Source organism: Pseudoxanthomonas composti, from assembly GCF_004122095.1.
In the GTDB taxonomy this organism is placed as follows: Bacteria; Pseudomonadota; Gammaproteobacteria; order Xanthomonadales; family Xanthomonadaceae; genus Pseudoxanthomonas_A; species Pseudoxanthomonas_A composti.
Map to the genome: position 1 here is coordinate 500,952 of NZ_SAWZ01000001.1, position 21,915 is coordinate 522,866.

Here is a 21,915-nt window from a genome sequence, read left to right on the forward strand (position 1 = left end):
GGCCCGATATTGCTGGCCCATGACTTCGCCGCCATGGTCACGCGCTGGGCGCCGCCGCAATGGCCTTAGCGGCATGGAACGCAGTGAATGCGCTGGTTGGCAAGCAAGGGTTCGGCGCGCTCGACCCAGTCCACAGGGCCCAGGATGTCGGCCAGGACCACCAAGGCTGGGTCGCGTTTTTCCACCGCCAACCGACCCAATTGCACGTCGACCCCGCGCTCGGCCAGGGTCTCGACCAGGGTGGCCACACGTCCGATCAGTTCGGCGACCGTCGGCCGCAGTCCCTGGCCGGTATAGCTGAAGACGTAGCGATTCATCCCTCGCTCCACCGTTGCAATGGGCGCACACACTAGTGAGCGCAGATGCAAGACAGGTGACAGCCAAGGCATCGGCACGTGGAGGGTTCAGCGCCGTGAAATCGCGCTTCGGTTGCGCATCGCGATCTGGTCGCAGCGATCCGGCCCACACAATCGCGCGGCTGCGTACGGCTTGGACCAAAGCCCGGTCCCATCGTCCGGACGCGGCGGTTAAGCTGCCCGGCCGCCTTGCGCAAGGCGTCAGTAAACGCGAAGGAGACGCCAGATGATGGCTTGGAACCCCTATCCCGGTGTCGCATTGGCTGCACTGCTCTCGACCCTGGCCGGCTGCGCCACGCCCGCAGCTTCCCCGACACCACGGCAACCGCAGCTCACGCTGGAGATCACCGCACGCGAGGATGTGCCCGGCCAATGGGGCCAGGTAGGCCAGTACGAGCGCATCAGCGGCGTGGTGCATGGCGAGGTGGATCCCAAGGACCCGCGCAATGCGCTGATCCAGGATCTGGCGCTGGCCGACACCAACGCCCGTGGCATGGTCGCCTACGCTTCCGAGTTCTCCATGCTCAAGCCCAAGGACATGTCCAGGGCCAGCGGCACGCTGCGCGTGGACGCGCCCAATCGCGGCAACATCCTCACCACCATCGACCCCAGCTATGCGCCGGGCGATGCGGAATACCTGGAACGCGGCTGGGTGATGCTGTACCCGGCCTGGCAGGGCGACGTGCCCAAGAGCTCGCCGCGTCGGCTCACCCTGCAGGTGCCGCTGGCACATAACGCCGATGGCAGCAGCATCACCGGCGCCTATCGCGCCGAACTGGTGCCCGAGCGACCGACGCCGGCCATGGTCCTGCCCGGGGGCACCTTCAACAACGGCATGCTGCCGTATGCGCCGGTGAGCCTGGACACCCGTCAGCCGGGCAACACCCTGACCCGGCGACGCAATGAGGCTGACGCGCGCGAGCCGATCCCGGCAGGCGATTGGGCCTTCGCGCAGTGCTCCGAGCGCCAGCCCTTTCCCGGCACGCCGGATCCGGCCAGCCTCTGCCTGCGCGGCGGTTTCGACCCGGCCTATCTGTACGAGGTGGTCTACCAGGCCAAGGATCCGAAGGTGATGGGCGTTGGGCTGGCCGCCTTCCGCGACGTGGTGGATTTCTTTCATCATGCCGAGCGCGACAGCCGCGGTGCGGCCAACCCGCTGGCCGGGCGCATGCGGCACGTGCTGGGCGAAGGCACTTCGCAGTCCGGCAACTTCCTCAAGACCTTCATGCACCTGGGGTTCAACCAGTCCCTGCGCGGTGGTCGCGTGTTCGATGGCATGTACGCGCAGGTGGCCGCGCGCCTGACCGGGATCAACACGCGCTTTGCCGTGGTCGGCAGCGGCGGCGGCCTGCGCACGGATCACACCGCTTTCGGCCACATGGCGCCGCGCGCGTTCGCGCCGGATTACGTCGATGGCCTGACCGGGCGCAAGGGCGGGTTGATGACGCGCTGCACCGCCACGCGGACCTGTCCCAAGTTCTTCCTGGGCCTGTCGGGCACCGAGTTCTGGCAGCTGCAGGGGGGACCCGTCCTGAGCAACAGCGATGGCACGCAGGACCTGCCCCAGCCCGATGCGCTGCGCATCTACTACTACAGCAGCACCCAACACGGCGGTCCCGGTGGCACCGAACACGTGGGCTATCAACCGCAGCAGGATGTGTACCCGGGCGGCACGGTGGTGCAGTTCAACGACAGCTTCCGCGCCTTGTTCATCGCACTGGAAGACTGGGTGGTCCACGACCGCGCCCCGCCGGACAGCCGCATCCCGCGCATTGCCAATGGCACCCTGGTCGCGCCCGAGCAGATGACCTGGCCGGTCATGCGCGGGCTGCAGTGGCCGGTGCAGGGCGTGGCCACGCCGATCCCCGCCTTCGAAAACCGCGGCTGGATCAACCGCATGTCGGTGCTGGACTTCGGCGCGCGTTTCCAGCCCCAGGACGAATCGGGCATCGCCGACCTGCTGCCGCCCCGCGACACCGGCCGCGGCTTTGCCATGCGCGTGCCGCAGGTGGATGCCCGGACCGGCCTGACGCTGGCGGGCGTGCACAGCGTGGAGCGGCGCGTGCCGCTGGGCACCAGCATCGAGTTCAACTACGTCGCGCGGCCGGGCATCGTCGACCTGTCCAACCTGCGCGGCAGCTTCATTCCTTTCCACGCCACCGAGGCCGCGCGCAAGGCCGCCGGCGACACGCGGCCCTCGCTGGAATCGCTGTACGGCAACCAACAGGGCTACGTCGACGCGGTACGCAAGGCAGCCAACGACCTGGTCGCCGAGCGCTTCCTGTTGCCACGCGATGCGCAGCGGCTGATCGAGCAGGCACAGGCGCGGAGGATCTTTTCAGCGCAGCAGTCGTCCGACTCGCACTGACCCCGCGCAGGCGTGAATGCGGGATTCAGCGCCGCGGCGGCAAGGTCGGGCCTTCGTTCAGTGGAGGCCCGCATGACTTCGACGACCCGACGTTTAGTTCTCACCTCGGCTCTCGCCCTGGCGCTTGCCGCCTGCGCCCGGCAGGAATCGCCAGCGCCGGCGGACGCTGCCGCGCCGCCGCCGGGCGCGGCCGCCGAAGCGGCACCCGCGGTCCAGGACAGCGACCCGGCGGCGACGCCTCCTCCCACGCAAGCCGGTGCCGCCACGCCCCTGGAACTGGAAGGACTGGGCGACCTGCGCATCGGTCAGGCGCCGCCGGCCGGCTGGGCCGCGCGCGGTGCGCAGGAGAGCCCGGCGTGCAGCACGCTGTCCTCTGAGCAGCATCCCGGGGTCTACGCGATGGTGCTGGACGGCAAGGTTCAGCGCATCACGGTCGGCCAGCGCTCGCAGGTCAAGCTCATCGAGGGCATCGGCGTGGGCGCAAGCGAGGCCGACGTGGGCAAATGGTTCGCCGGCTTCCGCGAAACACCGCATGCCTACGAGGCAGCACCGGCGAAGTACCTCACCGCACCCAATGCCGATTCGGGCGGTCCCGCGCTGCGTTTCGAGATCGGGCAGGACGGCAAGGTCAGCGCCATGCATGTTGGCACCATGCCCGCGCTGGGATATGTCGAAGGCTGCAGCTGAAGACGACGGTGCCGGCCGCGACGGGCCGGCACCGCGCTTTGGATCAGGGACAGAGCGCGACCGCCTGGGCGCGCTGATCGACCAGCACGACGGCCTGTTGCAGCGCATGGGCGCCGACCAGTAGCTCCGGATACTTGTCCGAGACCCGTACCTCCACATCGGACAGACGCAGGTCACCAACCTTGAATGGCCCTGCTACAGGGGCACGCTGCAGATCGAGCGTGCCGTTGGACAGCCCGCCCTGCCCCGCCGCCTCTAACGGCCGGTCCGCCACGCGGTCGTACAGCGCGCGCGGCAGCACGAAGCTCACATTGGCGCCTGTATCCAGGTTGCCCACAGCCTGCACCGCACCGATGGACACCGGCACGCGGAAGGCGCGTTGGTAAGGCAAGGCGCCGGACGCATCGCTGGACAGCATGCTGGCGCGGCTGAAGGACAGCCGTTTCCTTGGGAAATCGATGACCAGCAGCCCGTCGGCGAAGAACTCGCGGCCGAGGATGCCGGAAAACTTCGCATGCGCCGCGCTGCGGCTGGCGTAGTCGCGGGTGATGACCTCCATGTCGGTACGCACCAGCCCGCCCAACTGGATCGAGGCCAGCTGCACCGTCGTGGCGGTGGCGGTGCTGACGCCATCGGAATTGTCTGCCTTCCCCAGCACCGGCAAAGCCAGCGCCTGGACCAGGCTGCTGTCGGCGCGTCCCATCCCGCTGGCACCGGTATCCACCGCGAACCGAAACGGGCCCTGCCCGTTGACGCGCACGGGCACGTAGATCCGACCGTCTACGGTGTCGAACGAAACGTGCACCAGCGGGTCTTGCAGGTCCTTGACGAGCGCACAGGCGGGCGACGGTGCCCGCGCGTTGGCGCCGCTTGCCACGGTGGCCAGGAACAGGAGCCCAAGGCCCGCAGCGGCTTGCGCCCATCGGCGGTCGCGACTGCGCCGCGTGCCCACCCAAGGTGACAGTGTGCTTTTCCAGACCATCGAACGCTCCCTTTGATGATAACCAAGCCGCACCGCGCGGCACGCCAATCTACGGGCGCGGGCATCGGCAGCGGGGCTCGGTCCGACCGAAGCGCGCTTGGGGCGACGGAACCGCTGGAATGCGAGGCGAGTCGGGGTGACGGCCCAGGCGCCCGCACTTTCCCGGCGTTTGTGCGGGCTCCCGATACCAGCCAAAGAACATGGCGGGAGACCCCTGTCGGCGCCGTTGCCTCTCACCCAGTGGCGCCGATAGAAATCTCGAACAGCTTCGAAAGCATCCTGTGGGAGCGGCTCTGCGTGGCCCCGGGCCATCAGCCGCGAAAGGGCCTTCCCGATAAAGCCCCTTCGCGGCTGATGACCTGAGGCCAGTTAGAACCGCTCCCACGGCGCAATGCGAATGGCTCGATTGTGTACAAAGAAGATGAGTCGAAGTTCCCTTTGCCCTGAGCCGGCGTTGCGATCGTCCTGGTCGGTGTGAGGGCAGCATCTTCGAGTGCGCCACCCGCGCAACCGCGTAGTCGGAAACCTCAAGTTTCGATGCCTATCCCCGCGTCATTCCAAAGCACAGCGCGCCGCGGACACCGCACCACCCCGACCTACGCGCACCGCAGGCAACATCTCTGCGGACATGCGGCGCTCATCCGGGACGAACGCTGTGGGTCTACAATCCGCGCCCCATTCCATGGCCGGCATGTCACCGCGACAGGCCGGCCGCCAGTTCCGAATTCCCCGATGAAGTTGCTTGCCCAGTGTGTGGTGCTCTATGCGCGTTGCCTCTGCGAAGTGCAGCCGCTGTTGGCCCCAGTGCGTGTGGCGACCAACCTCGAAGCCGCACCGCAGCTGATCCGGTTCCAACGCTGCGCGGCCGATGCGGACCTGCATCTGGCGAGCCTGGACTGCGCCATCGCGGCCCTGCCCGAGCTGCAGCGCGGACTGCTGCGGCAGGCGATCCGCCAGGCCTGGCGCCCGACCCTGGCCGGCAGCGCGGCGGCCGATCGGGTCGGCGAGTGCCTGCTGTCCGGCGCTGCGCTCTCGCTCATGCCTGCAGGCGAGGGCGACGCACCGCCCTGGCAGGACAGCACCCTGGCCGCAATCGCCCTGCGCAGCCTGCGCTACGTGCTGCAGATGACCGAGACGCTGCCTGACATCAGCGCGGGTGCCGCGCTGCCCGGGTTCTCCAGCCAGCAGCATGCGGCGGCCTGGGGCCTGACGACGCTGCTGGAGGAACAGCAGGCCGCGCTCTGGGACGCGATGGAGAAGATCACCCCCGCCGATGCCGCGCTGCTGGCTCAAGCCGCGCAGGCGCAACTGGCCCAGGCGGTGGCCGGCAGTCAGGATGCGGAGATGCTGGCCTACTTCGCCAGCGGCGTGTTCGCCGAGCGCGTCCACGCCTGAGGCTCGCGCGCCGCCGCCGGCGCGCCGCTTATGCCGTGGTGTCCTGCGGCATCACGTACAGGCCCTGCTGGTGACGCTTGGCGTGGCGCTTGGCGCTGGCCGCCAGCGAGGCGATCTGCTCGGCGCCGGTGAATCGGCCCACGCCAGCGCACACGACCCCGATGGCCAGGGTGGTCAACGCGAAGGTGGTGAAACGGCCGGCGCGGTCCTCGCCTTCGAACGCCCCGCGCGCCAGGTCCTGCGGCTCGAACAGCGCCTGGGCCGAGGCATTGAATTCGGCGACGATGCGCTGGCAGCGCGCCTCCCAGTCCTCGCTCTGCAGCAGCACCACGAAATCGTCCCCGCCGACATGGCCGACGAAATCCCACTGCGGATCGGCATGGCGCAGCAGCGTGGAGGCCACCAGCTGGATCATGCGGTCGCCGCGAAAATACCCGTACTGGTCGTTGTAGGGCTTGAAGCTGTTGAGGTCGCAGTAGGCCGCGGCAAAGCGCTGCCGGCCCTCCAGCAGCCGGGTGATGTGCTCGGTGATGGGGATGTTGCCGGGCAGCAGCGTCAGTGGATTGGCGTAACGGGCCGCCTCGATGCGCAGTTCGGTGACCCGCCGCACCAGCGCCTCGGACGCGCCTACGCCGCGGTACCGCCCCTGCTCGGTGATGATGAAGCCATCGGACAGGTAGCGCTGGTCCTCGCCCAGCAGGATCTGCGACATCTCATCGATGCTCTGTCCCACGTCGCACACCACCGGTGAGGCATGCATGTGCAGCACGCAGGGCTTCTTGCCGGTCAGCTCGCGGGCGAACGGCGCGGCCATGCGCTCGTTGAACACACGCCGGTTGAGCAAACCCAGCGGCTTGCCCTGCGCATCGACCACCGGCAGCGCCGGCAACTGCGGGTTGGCGCGGAAGATCTGCTCGGCGTCCAGGTTGGTGGCCAGGCTGGAGATGGAGGGCGCCTCGATCAAAAGATGCGCCGCATTGATGCGGCGAAAGCCCGACGGACGCGTCTCCCGCGGGGGCACCGGCAGGCGCGCGCGACTGGACTGGAACACGCCCTCGGGTACCTCCTGCGCGACGGTGAAGCTGGGCCGTCCCAGCAGGTAGCCCTGCGCGAAGGCGATGCCCAAGTCTTGGACGATGCGCAGGTCCTCAGGGCGCTCCACGCCTTCGGCAATCAGCTCGGTCCCCAGGCTCTCGGCCACCGACACCAGCGCCTTGACGATGCTCAAGCGCCCCTGGCTGTCGGCGATGTGGTGGATCAGGTACTTGTCCAGCTTGACGAACTCCGGCGCCAGCTCGTGCCAGAGCTCGAAGTTGGAATGGCCATTGCCGAAATCGTCCAGCGCGATGCGCACACCGGCCGCGCGCAGGAAGCCCAGCGCGTGGGCCAGCTCGCCGGCGTTCTCGACGATGTCGCGCTCGGTGATCTCGATGACGAAGCGCCCCAGGTCATGACCCGAGCGCTGCAGCGTCTCCAGCACCTGCTGCGGGCGCAGGGTGCTCTGCAGGATGGCGTGCGCCGACAGATTGACCAGCAGGCGCCCACCCGTCGAGAAATCGAACTGGGCCGCTGCCTGACGCGCGGCCAGCACCTCCACTTCGCCCAGGCGCCCATCGCGGCGCGCCTGATCCAGCACAAGTAGCGGCGACGCCCCACCTTGCGGGCGCATCAGCGCCTCGTGCGCGACCACCCGCTGCGTGCTCAGCCGCACAACGGGCTGGAAAGCCATCTGGAACTGCCAGGGCGGGCCCGACGGCATCGCCGGGGCGGATGCCTCCATCGCGACGTGGAGGCCCTGCGTCGACGACGGCTCAGCGGCGGGTCTTGCGTTTGGCATCTTGCATCCGATCAAACGTGGGCGCCGCTTCGATCCACCGCAGGTGCGGGCGAACGCGCACGAAGTACGCGCCTGGAATCTAGGACGGGCGTGGGCGAGTGAACGACCTGATCGGGGGAGGAATCACAGGCTTGGTGGCATCCTGCCTCCACAGCGCCTCCTGGCACCGCGCGATTACAGCGTTGCCGCATGACAGCAGAAAGACACGCAACGCCGACACGCGCCACCTGCTCGGCTCGCCCGGCTTCCAGCGAAAAGTCTGGACACAACGCCCAGGCCGCAGGCCCGGCTCAAGCCCGGATGGAATGACCCCACAGATAGCGCGCACGGAGGTATCAAAACCGGGGTCAGAGTGCAGTTTCCCAGCCGACTCAGGGGCCGGCGCAGCCCCTGCGGAAGCGAAAGTGCACTCTGACCCCGCTTCGGTGATCGGTTCGACACCGCGCGACCCGCACGCGCCGAGAAATAAGCTGAGCGGATGCCCTAGCTATAGCCGGGGTCAGAGTCTAGTTCTTGGCTCACTGCTCGCAGCACATGACGCGGGCGTTCCTGGTGCGAAAAAGTGCACTCTGACCCCGGTTTTGCCTTGACGCTAGCCGCTGACGCCGACGCTGTTGTTGCTGCGATCCGCGTCCGGCAGCTTGTGGTCTGGATCGATGCTGACCTTGAGCAGTTTCTTGGTCGTCGGGAAGGTCAGCTCCGGGGTGCTGCGCTGGATCCAGGTTTCCACCGGCAGGCGGCGGTCCTCATGCGTGCCATCGGCGTAGTCCAGGCGCACGGTGGCTGGCATCACCAGCTTCTGCCTGGCCACCAAGGCCACGGTCACGCCCTTGGCCGGGTCGCCCTCGACGTACCGGGCCGAGGTCACGCCCAGATCAAGCTGCCAGTTGTTGAAGTACCAGCCGCGCCACCACCAGGACAGGTCTTCGCCCGCCTCGCTTTCCATGAAACGGAAGAAGTCCGATGGCGTCGGGTGCCGGTAGGCCCAGGTGGCGATGTACTTGCGGAACGCCGGGTCGAAGCGTTCCGGCCCCAGGATCTGCTCGCGCAGCAGCACCAGGCCCAGGGCGCCCTTGAAGTAGGTCACCGGGTGGCGGTACTTCTCGGCCGTGGCATCGGCGATGTCCATCAGCGTCGGCGCGCTGGCATCGGCCAGGGTGGGCAGGATCTCCTCGACCGGGTTCCCACCCTTGGGGGCGTACTCGCTGTCGCGCTTTGGCGCGTACTCGCCGTGGTTGAACGCGTCGGACGCGTAGACATCGATGAAGGTGTTGAAGCCCTCGTCCATGAACGCGTGCCGGCGCTCGTTGTTGCCCACGATCATCGGAAACCAGGTGTGGCCGATCTCGTGCGCGGTGATCCAGAACAGCACGTCCTTGTCGTCCTCGTAGCCGTCGAACACGATGCCCGGGTATTCCATGCCGGCACCATGCCCGCCCAGGTTCACCGCCGCCGGCCAGGGATAGGGATACCACTGCGAGAAGTGTTCGATGGCGCCCTTCACGTACTCGGTCGAGCGGTTCCACTTGTCCGCGCCCACACCTTCGACCGGATACACCGACATGGCCAGCGAGGTCTTGCCATCGGGCAGGTTGATGCGCGCGGCGTCCCAGACGAAGGCCGGCGATGCGGCAAAGGCGACATCGCGGGTGTGCTCCATGTGGAAGCGCCAGGTCTGGGTGCCGCTGCGCGTGGGCCGGCTGGCCGGGTCGGTGACTTCGGCCGGCGTGCGGATGAGCACGGTGCGGTCGCTGCCGGCGGCCTGCTTCAGCCGCTGCTGCTGGGTGGCGGTCAGCACCTGCGCGCCGTTGACCAACTCGCCCGAACCGGCCACCAGATAGTCCCACGGCACGGTCACCGCGTAATCGAAGCTGCCGTACTCCAGGTAGAACTCCGCGCCCAGGTAGGGCTGGGTATCCCAGCCGCGCAGGTCGTCATAGACCGCCATGCGCGGGTACCACTGCGCGATCTCGTAGATGTCGCCGTGCTTGGTCGGCGTCACCGCGGTGCGCCCGCCCCAGGTGCCGGGCACGGTGTAGCGGTAGTCGACGTGCAGCTCGGCTGCTGGCCCTTGCCTGCCAGCGCCCGCGGCAGGTCCACGCGCATGCGCGTGTCATCGATCAGGTAATTCACTTGCTGCGGCTTGCCGCCGCCTTGCGAGACCGAAACGCGCGCGATCTGGTAACCCTCGGTGGTGTTCTTGCGCCGCCAGGGCATCGCCGCACCGGCGCGCGAGTCGGCGCGGTAGAGGTTCTGGTCCATCTGCAGCCACAGCACGTCCAGCGCATCAGGACTGTTGTTGGTGTAGGTGATGACCTCCTGCCCGTGCAGCGTGTGCGTGGCCGGGTCGATCGTGGCCTGCAGGTCGTAGTCGGCCCGGTTCTGCCAGAACAGCGGGCCGGGCTTGCCGGCGCCACCGCGCACGGCCGTGGCCGGGGTCGGCAACTGCAGCGGGGCGAAGGCCTCCAACGGGTCGAAACCGACAGACGACGCCGGCGGCGAGGCGGCCTGGGCAGCAGGCAGGCAGGCGGTGGCGGCCAGCCACAGCGGGGCAAGAAACAGGCGAGGGACGCGTGCGGACACGGCGCGGCTCCAACGGTGGGGGGGGGCCACCGGTTTAGCATCCTGACAATTCTGAAAGGAGGGCCAGAGGTCACGCCCGGCTCGGGGGCCTGGACGGTGCGCTGGAAAGCCGTTCCACCACCGGACTGCGCAGTAGGGCTTGGCATGGAGCCGCTTCCGCTGACGTATCACTGCCGCAGGCATCGCATCCCCTGGCCAAGGCAATCCCCCACCGCGATCTGCCGTTCCCCATGCAAGATGCGGTCCGTGACGGGGTCGATTGCCGCTGATTCCAGGAGGGCGTATTGTATTTTGCACTACGGGCACACTTTCCATCAGGAGCTACCCCCATGCCCCGCACTGCCGAACGCAAGGACCATCCGCTTTCGATGCGGCTGCCTGAGGCCGACATCGCCATCATTGATCGCGCCGCGGCCCTGCGTGGACGCTCGCGGACCGATTTCGTGCGGGAGGCTGCCGTGCGCGCCGCCGAGGAGGTCATGATGGAAACGCTGCCTGTCCGGATGAGTCAGGAAGGGTTCGACGCATTCATCCAGGCCCTGTCCGGCCCGGCAACTGCGGTGCCCGCGATGGTCGAGGTACTGCGGCGCCCTGCGCCCTGGGAGCAGGGTGGCGGCGACGTCGGAAACTGAGAGGTGAGGCTTTCCGGGCCTGAGCCCCTCACCGCCTCCCACGACCTGGCGGGGTTCTCGTGCGGCAAGCCGGGGTTGGACCGCTGGCTGAGGGCTCGCGCGCTCTCCAACCAGAACGAGGGCTTCACGGCGGTGATGGTAGTCCGCGAGGACAACCGGGTGGTCGGCTACTACGGTCTTGCGCCTACCGCCATCGTGCCCGGGCAGCTGCCGCGCTCGATCCGGACAGGGCAGCCGCCCGATCCCGTGCCCTGCCTGCTGCTGGGACAGCTTGCGACCGATGAACGCTGGAAGGCACGAGGGATCGGCACTGGGCTGCTCAAGCACGCATTGCAGCGCTGCGTGGTGGCGGCCTCGCTGGTCGGCGGCAGGGCGCTGGTGGTCAACGCGGTCGACGCGGAAGCGGCGGCTTTCTGGAGCCGCCGCGGTTTCATCGCGACCAAGGACGACCCGTGGGTCCTGTTCCGCTCGCTCGCCGACATCGCAGCCTCGCTCGATCAGGCCCGACGGTGAAGCCAGCGCAGCGGCCGACGCTTGCCCTGCGATGACAGTGAGGCGGTTGAGGAACGAGTGGAGAGGAACGAGGAACGAGTGAGAGCAACCCACTGGCTGGCACTCGTTCCTCGTTTTCACTTCTCCCGCTGGGTTCTCATTGGAGATGGCGGCCTCAGGCAGTCGAGCACGTCAGAGCGGGCAGCGGTCCCGGCCAACAAGGAACGCGTGAAAAGCGACCACGCCGCTCCCACTCGTTCCTCTCCGCTCGTTCCTCGTTCCTCGTTCCTCGCCCCACTCAGCCCAGCAGCATCTCCAGCACCGCCATCCGGATGGCCACGCCATTGCTGACCTGGCGCAGCACCAGCGACTGCGGGCCGTCGGCGACCTCGTCGGTGATTTCCACGCCACGGTTGATCGGGCCGGGATGCATCACCACCGCATCGGCGGCGGCACGTCGCAGGCGCGCGGCGGTCAGGCCGTAGTGGCGGTGGTAATCCTCCAGCGAGCTGACCAGGCCCTCCTCCATGCGCTCGCGCTGCAGGCGCAGCATCATCACCACGTCGGCGCCCTCGAGCATGGCGTCGAAGTCCTCGCCCACCTGGCAGCCGGCCAGGGTGTCGTCCTCGGGCAGCAGCGAGGCCGGGCCGCAGACACGGATGTCGCCCGCGCCCATGGTGCGCAGCGCGTGCAGGTCCGAGCGCGCCACCCGCGAGTGCTTCACATCGCCGGTGATCAGGATCTTGAGCTTGGAAAAATCCGGCCCCTTGGCCTGGCGGATGGTCAGCACGTCCAGCAAGCCCTGGGTGGGGTGCCCGCTGCGGCCATCGCCGGCGTTGATCACCGAGGTGCCCTCGCCCGCCTCGCCAGCCAGCTGCGCGACCGCACCATCCTCGGCGTGGCGCACGATGAAGCCGCGCACGCCCATGGCCTCCAGGTTGCGCAGCGTGTCGCGCGCGGTCTCGCCCTTGCGGGTGGAGGAAGTGGAGGCATCGAAATTCAGCACGTCCGCGCCCAGGCGTTGGGCGGCGATGTGGAAGGAGCTGCGGGTGCGCGTGGAGGGCTCGAAGAACAGCGTGCACACCGTGCCGCCGTTGAGGTCGGAACGGCGCTGCGTGCGCCCCATCGCGGTGTCGCGGATCTGCCCGGCACGATCCATCAGGCGGCAGAGGATCTCTTTCGGCAACCCGTCCAGGGTCAGCAGGTGGCGCAGGCGTCCGTCGGAATCGAGCTGTTCGGTCATGGTGCGAAAGGTCTGCAGGGAGTCAGGTCAGGGGAGTGGCGTCGTCGGGCGCGGCCAGCCAGCGCTCCACGATCACCGCGGCGGCCACCGCATCCAGCGCGGCCGCATCGCGGCGACGCTTGCGCCCGGCGGCCCGGTCCACGGCGAAACGCTCGGCCGCCTCGATGGAGCTGGCGCGCTCGTCGATCAACACCACCGGCAGCTTGTAGCGCTGCTGCAATTGGCGGGCGAAGGCGTGGGCGCGCTTGCGGTTGGGCTGGTCGCCGCCGTCCAGGGTCATGGGGTCGCCCACCACCAGTCCGTCCGGGCGCCATTCCTCGCGCAGCTTGTCCAGCGCGCTCCAGTCCGGGCCATTGGCATGCACATCGACCACGGCCAGCGCGCGTGCGCCCACGCCGTAGGCGCTGGCCACGGCCACGCCGATGCGCTTGTTGCCCACATCGAACCCCAGCACGGTGCCGTCCACCTTCATGGCTTTACCCCACGCCAGCACCGACAGGTCCGCGCCAGGCCCCCGCCAGCGCCGCCGCGACCGCTTCGCGCGTGCGCGCCTGGCCTCATGCGTGGCCGCTGTAGTCGGTCATCAGGCTCAGGTCCACGCCGATGCGGCCGGCGGCGGCCTGCCAGCGACGCTCCAGCGGCGTGTCGAACAACAGCTCGGCATCGGCCGGGGCGGTCAGCCAGCTGTTCTCGCCCAGCTCGTATTCCAGCTGCCCCGCGCCCCAGCCCGCGCAGCCCAGGGCGACGATGGCATTGGCCGGCCCGTGGCCGGCGGCCATGGCCTCGAGGATGTCGCGCGAGGTGGTCAGGTAGAGGTTCTCGCCGATCTCCAGGGTGGAGTCCCACTGCGTGGGGCCCTCGTGCACCACGAAGCCGCGCTCGGGGTGCACCGGCCCGCCCTGCAGCACGGCACGCGCGCGCAGGACCTCATCGCCGGTATGCAGCTCCATCTGGTCCAGCATCTCGCCCAGGGTGAAATCCGAAGGCCGGTTGATCACCAGGCCCATCGCGCCATCGGCATCGTGCTGGCAGATCAGGGCCACCGAGCGGGCGAAGTTGGGGTCGCTCAGCGCCGGCAAGGCGATGAGGACCTGCTTGGCGAGCGGGGCGGGATCGAGATTCATGTGCCGTATTCTAGAGCGTGTGCTGGATGAGGTGGGTTGGTCGTCGCCTCGAAGTCCAGCACACGCGCTCGCCCTCACCCGTGAAACCCGACGCCATGAGCAGCTACTGCGACTTCGCCCCCGGCCACCCGGTGCACGGTGCCTACCACGACACCGAGTACGGCTTCCCGCAGCGGGAGGAATCGGTGCTGTTCGAGCGCCTGCTGCTGGAGATCAACCAGGCCGGCCTGTCCTGGGAGACCATCCTGAGGAAGCGCGACGGGTTCCGCCGGGCCTATTCGGCATTCGATGTCGATGCCGTCGCCGCCTATGGCCAGGCCGATCGCGACCGGCTCATGGCCGACGCCGGGATCATCCGCAACCGGCTCAAGATCGAGGCGGCCATCCATAACGCCCAGGTCATCCAGGGCCTGCGCGCCTCCCACGGCGGCTTTGCCGCGTGGCTGGACGCCCACCATCCGCTGGACAAGGCCGGCTGGGTGAAGCTGTTCAAGAAGACCTTCCGCTTCACCGGGGGCGAGATCACCGGCGAGTTCCTGATGAGCCTGGGCTACCTGCCGGGCGCGCATCACGCCGACTGCCCGGTGTACACGCGCCTGCTGGCCATGGCCCCGCCATGGCGGGGCGGCGGCTGAGCGCGGAGATGGTGCGCGGTTGAGGGCTCGGCGTGACGGTCACGCCTGCGCCCACGAGCCCGCAGCGTGGGGAGCCTGCTCTGCCGGACCGGCCTCGCTGACTGGCACGCTTCCGGCGTGGGCAAGCCGGACCTCCTTCCACCCGGACCGGGATGGTGCCGGTGCCTCTGGCCGGCGGCATGCGCAGGACGCGTGCGCCGGAAGGCAGGCCGTCTGTGCCCGCCATCATCCCGGAGGCTGCGTTCACGCATCGCTTCGACACCTCCGAAAGCCATGCGCGGCTCGGCACTGGCCTTGCTCGCCAGTGCAACGCTCTCCCGCGCGCGGCGCCTCAGATCCGCTGCATTGCGCGGGGTGCGGGTGTCGGGTGCGTGAGGCAAATTTTTCCTGGCCGGGACAGGGCCCACGGACGAGCGCGTGTGACGCCATAGATCGGACGGCCTGACAGGAAGGCGCAGCCCCATTCGCCGGAGCGAAGTCTCAAGGCTGCCACCAGGCAGCGATCCAAGCCTGCCCGGGAATCTGTCATCCATGCCACTCGCACCCTCGCCCTGCCGCGCCCAGCACCTGCCGATGACAGCGGCTTACAGGGCCGCCCGCACGCTATGACCATGTCCATCCGCATCGGCATTTCCGGCTGGCGCTACCCGCGGTGGCGCGGCCGCTTCTATCCTCAGGGGCTGCCGCAACGCGCGGAGCTCGAATACGCCTCACGCTGCTTCCCCAGCATCGAGCTCAACGGCTCGTTCTACTCGCTGCAGCGTCCGCAGAGCTGGCAGGCCTGGCACGACGCCACGCCGGCGCGCTTTGTGTTCGCGGTGAAGGGCCCGCGCTTCATCACCCATACCAAGCGGCTGCGCGACTGCGGCACGCCTTTGGCGAACTTCTTCGCCTCCGGCCTGCTCGCCCTGGGCCCGAAACTCGGCCCCTTGCTCTGGCAACTGCCGCCGACGTTGAAGTTCGACGCCGCGCTATTGGAGGAATTCCTTGCACTGCTGCCGCGTAACGTCGAACAGGCAGCCGCGCTGGCCAGGCGCCGCGACACTGCGTTGATGCGCGGTCGCAGCGTCCTGGCGGCTGAGGGCCGGCGTCGGATCCGCCACGCCCTGGAGGTGCGTCACGACAGCTTCCTCGATGCGGAATTCATCGCGCTGCTGCGGCGCCACCGGGTCGGGCTGGTGGTGGCCGATGCGGCCAGCCGCTATCCGCTGATGGAGGACGTGACGGCGGACTTCGTTTATCTGCGCCTGCACGGCGATGCCGAGCTGTATGCCAGCGGCTATGGCGACGCGGCGCTGGCGCGGTGGGCGCGCAAGATCACGCGATGGACCGAAGGCGGGGAACCGGACGATGCCGCGCGCCATGCCCCCAAGGCACCGGCGCGCACCCGGCGGGACGTGTATTGCTACTTCGACAACGACATGAAGGTACACGCGCCCTTCGATGCGGCCGGATTGATGGAACGCCTCGGGCAGCGGCCCATGCGTCCTACAGACTTGGCGACGAGATCCTAGGGCGCTGCCCGGCCTGTTGCGATCACTCAAAGGCTGGTTTCGAAAAGACCCGTCAGGAGCAAAGCGTGGCAGCCAGTGGTGGGAGCGGATTTTGTGGGAGCGGCTTCAGCCGCGAAGTGGACTTCCCAGGAATGCCCCTTCGCGGCTGAAGCCGCTCCCACAAGAATCCGCCTCCACCAAGCCGCCGGTGCGAGACAAGTTTTCATGAGGTCGCTTGCAACCCGGCCCCTGCAGCCTTGCTCAAACACCCATGTAGCGATGCGGGCGATGGTTGAACATCAGCACCAGGCTCAACATCAGCGCGCCCAGCGCCGAGTACAGCACCTTGGAAGGCGCCAGGGTGAAACACGCCACGCACATCAGCGCCGCGTCGAAGCTCATCTGCACCTTGCCCGCGCTGATGCCGCGCGTGCGCTGCAGGTACACCGCCAGGATGCCGACACCGCCCAGGCTGGCGTGGTGGCGGATGAAGAACAGGATGCCCAACCCCACCAGCGCCCCGCCGACCACGGCCGAGTACAGCGAGGCCATGTGACCGTAGTCGGCCCAGCGCGGCAGCAGGTCGGTCAGCACGCCGCAGGCGCCCACGGCGGCGAAGGTCTTGAGCGTGAACTCCCAGCCCATGCGCCGCACCGACAGCCAGTAGAACGGCAGGTTGACCAGCACGAACATCAGGCCGAAGTTCCAGCCGAAGGCGTAATGCGTCAGGAAGGCCACCCCCGCCATGCCGCCGATCATCAGCCCGCCCTTGGCGAACACCGCCAATCCCATGGACGCCACCAGCGTGGCCAGCACCATGCCTTGCACGTCCTCGGCGATGGAGTGGTGGAAGGCGCGATCGTCGACCCCGGTGCCTTCCGAGTCCGGCGCCGGCGTCAGCGGACCGGAGGTCACCACCACGCCCGGCGGCGAGTGGTCGGCACCGCCGTCGTCCAGGCCGATTTCCGGCGCAGGCACGCCCGGGGAGGAATCTTCGGTAGGCGTTCGGGAAGTCGGCACGGCGGCGGCAGGCGTTGGGGGCGCGGGCATTCTACCGGCCGCCCCACGCGTCAGTCACAACTGAAACCGAATCGACGCCGGTAAACCGCTCAGGTCCAACGAAAACGGCCGCCCAAAGGGCGGCCGCGAATCGGGCTGGCGCGACGGCGCGCTCAACGCACCTCGGCCACTTCCACCCCATCCAGGCCCTGGGCCAGGGTCTTGGCATCGCCGCCCTGGGCCAGCTTGATGCGCAGGCGCACCTCGTTCTGCGAGTCGGCGTGGCGCAGGGCCTCGTCGTAGCTGATCTCGCCGGCCTGGTAGAGCTCGAACAGGCTCTGGTCGAAGGTCCGCATGCCCAGGTTGGTGGATTCCTTCATCACTTCCTTGAGCTTGTGGATCTCGCCCTCGCGGATGTAGTCCTGGATCAGCGGCGTGCCCAGCATGATCTCCATCGCCACCCGGCGCCCCTTGCCGTCGGGCGTGGGCACCAGCTGCTGGGCGACCACGCCGCGCAGGTTGAGCGACAGGTCCATCAGCAGCTGGTTGCGGCGGTCTTCCGGGAAGAAGTTGATGATGCGGTCCATCGCCTGGTTGGCGTTGTTGGCGTGCAGGGTGCACAGCACCAGGTGGCCGGTTTCGGCGAAGGAGATGGCGTGGTCCATGCCCTCGCGGGTGCGCACCTCGCCGATCATGATCACGTCGGGGGCCTGGCGCAGGGTGTTCTTCAGCGCCGCTTCCCAGCTGTCGGTGTCGATGCCGACCTCGCGCTGGGTGATGATGCAGCCCTCGTGCTTGTGCACGAACTCGATCGGGTCCTCGATGGTGATGATGTGGCCGGTCGAGTTCTGGTTGCGGTAGCCGATCATCGCCGCCAGCGAGGTCGACTTGCCGGTGCCGGTGGCGCCGACGAAGATGATGATGCCGCGCTTGGTCATGGCCAGCGTTTTGATCACCGGCGGCAGGTTCAGCTCATCGACCGAGGGAATGCGCGATTCGATCCGGCGCAGCACCATGCCGACCTGGTTGCGCTGGTAGAAGCAACTGACACGGAAACGGCCCACGCTGGCCACGCCGATGGCGAAGTTGCACTCGTGGGTCTTCTCGAACTCCTCGCGCTGGGCCGGGGTCATCACGTTGAGCACCAGGTCGCGCGACTGCTGCGGCGTCAGCGGCGTCTGCGTGATCGGCGAGAGCCGCCCATGCACCTTGATCGAAGGCGGCATGCCGGCGGTGATGAACAGGTCCGACGCCTTCTGGTGCGCCATCAGTTTCAGGAACGAGGTGAAGTCGATGGTGCTCATGGTGTGCTCCTTGGGAGCCGGGATGAGGGATGCGGGATGAGGGGATTGCTAAGAGCGGGCGGATCAGGGATCGATGAGAGACCGCTTCCGCGAATCCCCAATCCCCAATCCCGAATCCCCGCTACTCGAACATCCGCTTGTCCTTGGCGTACTCGCGGGCCTGGTTGCGCGTGATCAGGCTGCGCTTGACCAGGTCCTGCAGATGCTGGTCAAGCGTCTGCATGCCCATCTGCTGGCCGGTCTGGATGGCCGAATACATCTGCGCCACCTTGTCCTCGCGGATCAGGTTGCGGATGGCCGGGGTGCCGACCATGATTTCCCAGGCCGCGGTGCGGCCACCGCCGACCTTCTTCAGCAGCGCCTGCGAGATCACCGCGCGCAGCGACTCGGACAGCATCGAGCGCACCATCGGCTTTTCGCCGACGGGGAACACGTCGATGATGCGGTCGATGGTCTTGGCCGCCGAGCTGGTGTGCAGGGTGCCGAACACCAGGTGGCCGGTTTCCGCGGCGGTCAGCGCCAGGCGGATGGTCTCCAGGTCGCGCAATTCGCCCACCAGGATGATGTCCGGGTCTTCACGCAGGGCCGAGCGCAGCGCCTCGTTGAAGCCGTGGGTGTCGCGATGCACCTCGCGCTGGTTGATCAGGCACTTCTGCGAGGTATGCACGAATTCGATCGGGTCCTCGACGGTGAGGATGTGGCCGTATTCGTTCTTGTTGATGTAGTCGATCATCGCCGCCAGCGTGGTCGACTTGCCCGAGCCGGTCGGGCCGGTCACCAGGATCAGGCCCTGCGGTTGGTCGATGAGCTGGCGAAAAATCGGCGGCGTGTTCAGGTCCTCCAGGGTCAGCACTTCCGAGGGAATCGTGCGGAAGACCGCGCCGGCGCCACGGTTCTGGTTGAAGGCGTTGACGCGGAAGCGCGCCAGCGAGGGAATCTCGAAGGAGAAATCGACCTCGAGGAATTCCTCGTAATCGCGGCGCTGCTTGTCCGACATGATGTCGTAGACCAGTGCATGCACCTGCTTGTGGTCCAGGGCCGGGATGTTGATGCGACGCACGTCGCCATCGACGCGGATCATCGGCGGCAGGCCGGCGGACAGGTGCAGGTCCGATGCCTTGTTCTTGACCGAGAACGCCAACAGTTCGGCGATATCCATGCGCGTACTTCCCCCGATTGCGACTAAGTGTGGTAAGGCAGTTCCCCGGACGGCAGTATACGCGGTTCCACCAGATTCAAAGGGTGCCGCCCCATGCTCGCCGAGCGCTACGCCCAGACCCTGCAAAGGCTGCAGAACGACGCGGCCCATGCTGAACGCGCCGCGCCCTCACTGCTCGCCGTGTCCAAGACGCAGCCGGCCGAGGCGGTCGCTGAACTGGCCGCCGCCGGACAGCGCGCGTTCGGTGAGAACTACGTGCAGGAAGCCCAACAAAAGATCATCGGCCTGCGCACGCTCGGACTTGAGTGGCATCTGATCGGCCACCTGCAATCCAACAAGGCCGCCCTGGCCGCCGAGCTGTTCGACTGGGTGCAGAGCGTGGACCGGCCCAAGCTGGTCCAGGCGCTGGCCACGGCGCGCGCGCCCTCGCAGCCGCCGCTGAACGTGCTGATCCAGGTGAACGTGGACGGCGAGCCGGGCAAGCAGGGCTGCAGCCCGGCGGACGTGCCGGTCTTGGCCGCAGCGATCGGCCGCCATGCCACGCTGAAGCTGCGCGGGCTGATGGCGATTCCAACCCCGCATGAGGCACTGGAAGCGCGCCGCCCCGCCTTCCGCGCGATGAAGGCCCTGTTCGATCAGCTGCGCCAGGACGCCCCGCACGTGGACACGCTGTCCATGGGCATGAGCGATGATGCCGCCCTGGCCATCGCCGAGGGCGCCACGATGGTGCGCATCGGCACCGCCCTGTTCGGCGCCCGTCCGCGCAAGCCCGATTGACCCGACATTCCAACGCCAAAAGGCATTCCGCATGACTTCGATTTCCCGCGTCGCCTTCATCGGCGGCGGCAACATGGCCCGCAGCCTGATCGGCGGCCTGATCGCGCGCGGCATTCCGGCCGACCGGATCACCGTGGCCGAACCGGTGCCGGCGCTGCGCCAGGCGCTGGCCGATGACTTCGGCGTGGCCGTGCATGACGATGCCAGCGCCGCGGTGGCCGAGGCGGGCCTGTGGATGATGGCGGTCAAGCCGCAGGTCATGCGCGAGGTCTGCAGCCACCTGGCGGCCACGGCGCAGTCCACGCGCCCGCTGGTGGTGTCCATCGCCGCCGGCATCACTGCCGAACAGCTGGACCGCTGGCTGGGCGGCGATGCGGCCATTGTGCGCGCCATGCCCAACACCCCCGCCCTGCTGGGTGCGGGGGTGACCGGCCTGTACGCCAACGCGCGCGTCGACCTGGAGGGCCGCGCGCAGGCCGAGGAGCTGCTCAGCAGCGCCGGCAAGACCGTGTGGGTGGCCGACGAGGCGCTGATGGATGCGGTCACCGGCGTGTCCGGCAGCGGCCCGGCCTATGTCTTCCTGTTGGCCGAAGCCATGGAGGCCGCAGCCCTGGCGCAGGGCCTGCCCGCAGAAGCCGCGCGCACCCTGGTGCAGGAGACCGTGCTGGGCGCCGCGCGCATGCTGACCGAGGCCGGCGAGGCCCCGGCCGAGCTGCGCCGCCGCGTGACTTCGCCCGGCGGCACCACCCAGGCGGCGGTCGAGACCTTCCAGGCCGGGGGCTTCGAGACCCTGGTCGGCCAGGCCATCGCCGCGGCCACCCGCCGCGGCGGCGAGCTGTCGGCAGCCAACGACTGAAGCGAATCTCGAATCACCCCACTCCGCCACAGCTCCGCAGCGTGCATTGCCCTGTCGAAGCGGCTGCGGTGGAAGTAATTGCTGTGGCAGCGGCTGCTGTGGAAGTGGCTGCTGTGGCGCCGGCTCTTATGGCAGCGGCTGTGGTGGCGCCGGCTTTTGTGGGAGCGGGGGGGGGGGCGAAGGGCCTTCCCGGTAAAGCTCCTTCGCGGCTGAAGCCGCTCCCACGGAATGCTTCGGGAGTGTTCAAGGTTGCCTGGACCATCACATGCAGCGCATCTCCGACCGGTGAGATGACTTCTACCCGCATCGCTCACTGCCTGGGGCAATGCTCGAAGCTCAACAGCGCAGTTGAGGGCGGCAGGGATCACGATCGCTGTTTGGGCTTCATCGTCAGCGTGGAAGCGCTCGGCGACGATCGGACGTATTGGATGGAGCTGGAATCAGGCCGGGACGCCTTTATCGATCGATTGCTCATGCGGCACATGACCTAGTGAGCGTTCGCTTTGGAAGCGACCAGGCATGTGCTGCAGGTGTTACGTGGCCTGCCACCGCTGCGGCCCGTCGCCCTGCCGGGCCAAGGCGTCGCCGGGATTGCTCAGGCGACAGCGCCGCAGCGACAGGCAGCCGCAGCCGATGCAGTCGGTGAGCTGGTCGCGCAGCTGTTGCAGCGCATGGATGCGCCCGTCCAGTTCAAGCCGCCAGGCCGCGGACATGCGCGCCCATTCTGCCTTGGTCGGCGTGCGGCCCTCGGGCAGGCTGTCGAAGGCGCGCGCCACCGCTTCCAGCGGCACGCCCACGCGCTGGGCCACGCGGATCACTGCCAGCCGCCGCAGCACATCGCGCGTGTAGCGGCGCTGGTTGCCGGCGGTGCGCAGGCTGTGGATCAAGCCCTTCTTCTCGTAGAAATGCAGGGCCGACACCGCCAGCCCGCTGCGCGCGGCCACCTCGCCCACCGTCAGTTCCTGCGCGTGCATGCCGTCCTCGCCCTGATCT

20 protein-coding genes and 1 pseudogene are annotated in these 21,915 nt (G+C 68.1%); 10 read left to right on the forward strand and 11 right to left on the reverse strand.

Features of this window, described 5'->3' with window-relative positions; genetic code table 11:
• Window positions 1-65 precede the first annotated feature (65 nt).
• Window positions 66-317 carry a hypothetical protein gene (locus EPA99_RS02120; RefSeq protein ID WP_129469531.1) on the reverse strand — a complete coding sequence of 84 codons (252 nt, stop codon included), beginning with the start codon at window positions 315-317 and terminating at the stop codon, window positions 66-68.
• A 265-nt stretch (window positions 318-582) separates the two neighbouring features.
• Between EPA99_RS02120 and EPA99_RS02125 the strand changes: the two genes are divergently transcribed.
• Both EPA99_RS02125 and EPA99_RS02130 read left to right on the forward strand, forming a co-directional pair.
• On the forward strand, window positions 583-2,724 hold the full coding sequence (locus tag EPA99_RS02125; protein WP_206733661.1) for an alpha/beta hydrolase domain-containing protein: 2,142 nt from the start codon (window positions 583-585) through the stop codon (window positions 2,722-2,724).
• A gap of 72 nt (window positions 2,725-2,796) precedes the next feature.
• A complete protein-coding gene (locus tag EPA99_RS02130; protein ID WP_129469532.1) occupies window positions 2,797-3,411 on the forward strand; it encodes a hypothetical protein in 615 nt (204 codons plus the stop codon).
• A 43-nt stretch (window positions 3,412-3,454) separates the two neighbouring features.
• Here EPA99_RS02130 and EPA99_RS02135 read toward each other — a convergent pair whose 3' ends face one another.
• Window positions 3,455-4,363 (reverse strand): retropepsin-like aspartic protease, encoded by a 909-nt coding sequence (locus EPA99_RS02135; RefSeq protein ID WP_206733662.1) that lies wholly within the window; start codon window positions 4,361-4,363, stop codon window positions 3,455-3,457.
• A 762-nt stretch (window positions 4,364-5,125) separates the two neighbouring features.
• On the opposite strand from EPA99_RS02135, the gene EPA99_RS02140 reads away from it, so the two are divergent.
• Entirely contained in the window at window positions 5,126-5,788 is a 663-nt protein-coding gene (locus EPA99_RS02140; protein WP_129469533.1) for a hypothetical protein, read from the forward strand.
• A 28-nt stretch (window positions 5,789-5,816) separates the two neighbouring features.
• Here EPA99_RS02140 and EPA99_RS02145 read toward each other — a convergent pair whose 3' ends face one another.
• Both EPA99_RS02145 and EPA99_RS02150 read right to left on the reverse strand, forming a co-directional pair.
• Window positions 5,817-7,568: a GGDEF domain-containing protein gene (locus EPA99_RS02145; protein WP_129469534.1), complete on the reverse strand. Its 1,752-nt coding sequence runs from the start codon at window positions 7,566-7,568 to the stop codon at window positions 5,817-5,819.
• Between the two features lie 649 nt (window positions 7,569-8,217).
• Window positions 8,218-10,249, reverse strand: a pseudogene (locus tag EPA99_RS02150) (M1 family metallopeptidase).
• A gap of 288 nt (window positions 10,250-10,537) precedes the next feature.
• On the opposite strand from EPA99_RS02150, the gene EPA99_RS02155 reads away from it, so the two are divergent.
• Window positions 10,538-10,840, forward strand: coding sequence for a type II toxin-antitoxin system TacA family antitoxin (locus EPA99_RS02155; RefSeq protein WP_129469535.1), 303 nt, complete (start codon window positions 10,538-10,540; stop codon window positions 10,838-10,840).
• Between the two features lie 75 nt (window positions 10,841-10,915).
• Entirely contained in the window at window positions 10,916-11,353 is a 438-nt protein-coding gene (locus EPA99_RS02160) for a GNAT family N-acetyltransferase (protein WP_206733663.1), read from the forward strand.
• A gap of 277 nt (window positions 11,354-11,630) precedes the next feature.
• On the opposite strand, the gene EPA99_RS02165 is transcribed toward EPA99_RS02160, so the two are convergent.
• The 3 genes from EPA99_RS02165 to EPA99_RS02175 form a co-directional block, all read right to left on the reverse strand.
• A complete protein-coding gene (locus EPA99_RS02165) occupies window positions 11,631-12,575 on the reverse strand; it encodes an aspartate carbamoyltransferase catalytic subunit (RefSeq protein WP_129469537.1) in 945 nt (314 codons plus the stop codon).
• 22 nt (window positions 12,576-12,597) lie between these two features.
• Window positions 12,598-13,047, reverse strand: a complete 450-nt coding sequence (gene ruvX / locus EPA99_RS02170) for a Holliday junction resolvase RuvX (protein WP_129469538.1) — start codon at window positions 13,045-13,047, stop codon at window positions 12,598-12,600.
• Between the two features lie 85 nt (window positions 13,048-13,132).
• The gene (locus EPA99_RS02175) at window positions 13,133-13,699 is read right to left on the reverse strand and encodes a YqgE/AlgH family protein (RefSeq protein ID WP_129469539.1); all 567 of its coding nucleotides are present in this window, start codon (window positions 13,697-13,699) and stop codon (window positions 13,133-13,135) included.
• A 95-nt stretch (window positions 13,700-13,794) separates the two neighbouring features.
• Between EPA99_RS02175 and EPA99_RS02180 the strand changes: the two genes are divergently transcribed.
• Entirely contained in the window at window positions 13,795-14,334 is a 540-nt protein-coding gene (locus tag EPA99_RS02180; protein ID WP_129469764.1) for a DNA-3-methyladenine glycosylase I, read from the forward strand.
• Window positions 14,335-14,945: 611 nt separating this feature from the next.
• Window positions 14,946-15,848: a DUF72 domain-containing protein gene (locus EPA99_RS02185; protein ID WP_129469540.1), complete on the forward strand. Its 903-nt coding sequence runs from the start codon at window positions 14,946-14,948 to the stop codon at window positions 15,846-15,848.
• A gap of 240 nt (window positions 15,849-16,088) precedes the next feature.
• Here the strand turns inward: EPA99_RS02185 and EPA99_RS02190 are convergent, their stop codons facing one another.
• From EPA99_RS02190 to EPA99_RS02200, 3 genes are all read right to left on the reverse strand, one after another.
• The gene (locus tag EPA99_RS02190) at window positions 16,089-16,784 is read right to left on the reverse strand and encodes a YitT family protein (protein ID WP_241688247.1); all 696 of its coding nucleotides are present in this window, start codon (window positions 16,782-16,784) and stop codon (window positions 16,089-16,091) included.
• A gap of 215 nt (window positions 16,785-16,999) precedes the next feature.
• A complete protein-coding gene (locus EPA99_RS02195; protein ID WP_129469541.1) occupies window positions 17,000-18,130 on the reverse strand; it encodes a PilT/PilU family type 4a pilus ATPase in 1,131 nt (376 codons plus the stop codon).
• Window positions 18,131-18,251: 121 nt separating this feature from the next.
• Window positions 18,252-19,289, reverse strand: a complete 1,038-nt coding sequence (locus tag EPA99_RS02200) for a type IV pilus twitching motility protein PilT (RefSeq protein WP_129469542.1) — start codon at window positions 19,287-19,289, stop codon at window positions 18,252-18,254.
• A gap of 93 nt (window positions 19,290-19,382) precedes the next feature.
• On the opposite strand from EPA99_RS02200, the gene EPA99_RS02205 reads away from it, so the two are divergent.
• The 3 genes from EPA99_RS02205 to EPA99_RS02215 all read left to right on the forward strand — a co-directional run bounded on the left by EPA99_RS02205 (window position 19,383) and on the right by EPA99_RS02215 (window position 21,413).
• Window positions 19,383-20,066, forward strand: coding sequence for a YggS family pyridoxal phosphate-dependent enzyme (locus EPA99_RS02205; RefSeq protein ID WP_129469543.1), 684 nt, complete (start codon window positions 19,383-19,385; stop codon window positions 20,064-20,066).
• 31 nt (window positions 20,067-20,097) lie between these two features.
• Window positions 20,098-20,922 carry a pyrroline-5-carboxylate reductase gene (gene proC, locus EPA99_RS02210; protein WP_129469544.1) on the forward strand — a complete coding sequence of 275 codons (825 nt, stop codon included), beginning with the start codon at window positions 20,098-20,100 and terminating at the stop codon, window positions 20,920-20,922.
• Window positions 20,923-21,161: 239 nt separating this feature from the next.
• Complete coding sequence (locus EPA99_RS02215) at window positions 21,162-21,413, forward strand: hypothetical protein (protein WP_129469545.1); 252 nt, start codon at window positions 21,162-21,164, stop codon at window positions 21,411-21,413.
• A 42-nt stretch (window positions 21,414-21,455) separates the two neighbouring features.
• Here EPA99_RS02215 and soxR read toward each other — a convergent pair whose 3' ends face one another.
• Window positions 21,456-21,896: a redox-sensitive transcriptional activator SoxR gene (gene soxR / locus EPA99_RS02220; RefSeq protein WP_129469546.1), complete on the reverse strand. Its 441-nt coding sequence runs from the start codon at window positions 21,894-21,896 to the stop codon at window positions 21,456-21,458.
• Between the last annotated feature and the right edge of the window lie 19 nt (window positions 21,897-21,915).

Excerpts from the sequence above, each read along its gene's own strand:
- EPA99_RS02185 (WP_129469540.1), top strand. The coding sequence starts at position 14,946 with ATGTCCATCCGCATCGGCATTTCCGGCTGGCGCTACCCGCGGTGGCGC.
- EPA99_RS02140 (WP_129469533.1), top strand. The coding sequence starts at position 5,126 with ATGAAGTTGCTTGCCCAGTGTGTGGTGCTCTATGCGCGTTGCCTCTGC.
- EPA99_RS02180 (WP_129469764.1), top strand. The coding sequence starts at position 13,795 with ATGAGCAGCTACTGCGACTTCGCCCCCGGCCACCCGGTGCACGGTGCC.
- soxR (WP_129469546.1), bottom strand. The coding sequence starts at position 21,896 with ATGCACGCGCAGGAACTGACGGTGGGCGAGGTGGCCGCGCGCAGCGGG.
- proC (WP_129469544.1), top strand. The coding sequence starts at position 20,098 with ATGACTTCGATTTCCCGCGTCGCCTTCATCGGCGGCGGCAACATGGCC.
- EPA99_RS02175 (WP_129469539.1), bottom strand. The coding sequence starts at position 13,699 with ATGAATCTCGATCCCGCCCCGCTCGCCAAGCAGGTCCTCATCGCCTTG.
- EPA99_RS02195 (WP_129469541.1), bottom strand. The coding sequence starts at position 18,130 with ATGAGCACCATCGACTTCACCTCGTTCCTGAAACTGATGGCGCACCAG.
- EPA99_RS02120 (WP_129469531.1), bottom strand. The coding sequence starts at position 317 with ATGAATCGCTACGTCTTCAGCTATACCGGCCAGGGACTGCGGCCGACG.
- EPA99_RS02200 (WP_129469542.1), bottom strand. The coding sequence starts at position 19,289 with ATGGATATCGCCGAACTGTTGGCGTTCTCGGTCAAGAACAAGGCATCG.
- ruvX (WP_129469538.1), bottom strand. The coding sequence starts at position 13,047 with ATGAAGGTGGACGGCACCGTGCTGGGGTTCGATGTGGGCAACAAGCGC.
- EPA99_RS02145 (WP_129469534.1), bottom strand. The coding sequence starts at position 7,568 with ATGGAGGCATCCGCCCCGGCGATGCCGTCGGGCCCGCCCTGGCAGTTC.
- EPA99_RS02205 (WP_129469543.1), top strand. The coding sequence starts at position 19,383 with ATGCTCGCCGAGCGCTACGCCCAGACCCTGCAAAGGCTGCAGAACGAC.
- EPA99_RS02165 (WP_129469537.1), bottom strand. The coding sequence starts at position 12,575 with ATGACCGAACAGCTCGATTCCGACGGACGCCTGCGCCACCTGCTGACC.
- EPA99_RS02130 (WP_129469532.1), top strand. The coding sequence starts at position 2,797 with ATGACTTCGACGACCCGACGTTTAGTTCTCACCTCGGCTCTCGCCCTG.
- EPA99_RS02155 (WP_129469535.1), top strand. The coding sequence starts at position 10,538 with ATGCCCCGCACTGCCGAACGCAAGGACCATCCGCTTTCGATGCGGCTG.
- EPA99_RS02125 (WP_206733661.1), top strand. The coding sequence starts at position 583 with ATGATGGCTTGGAACCCCTATCCCGGTGTCGCATTGGCTGCACTGCTC.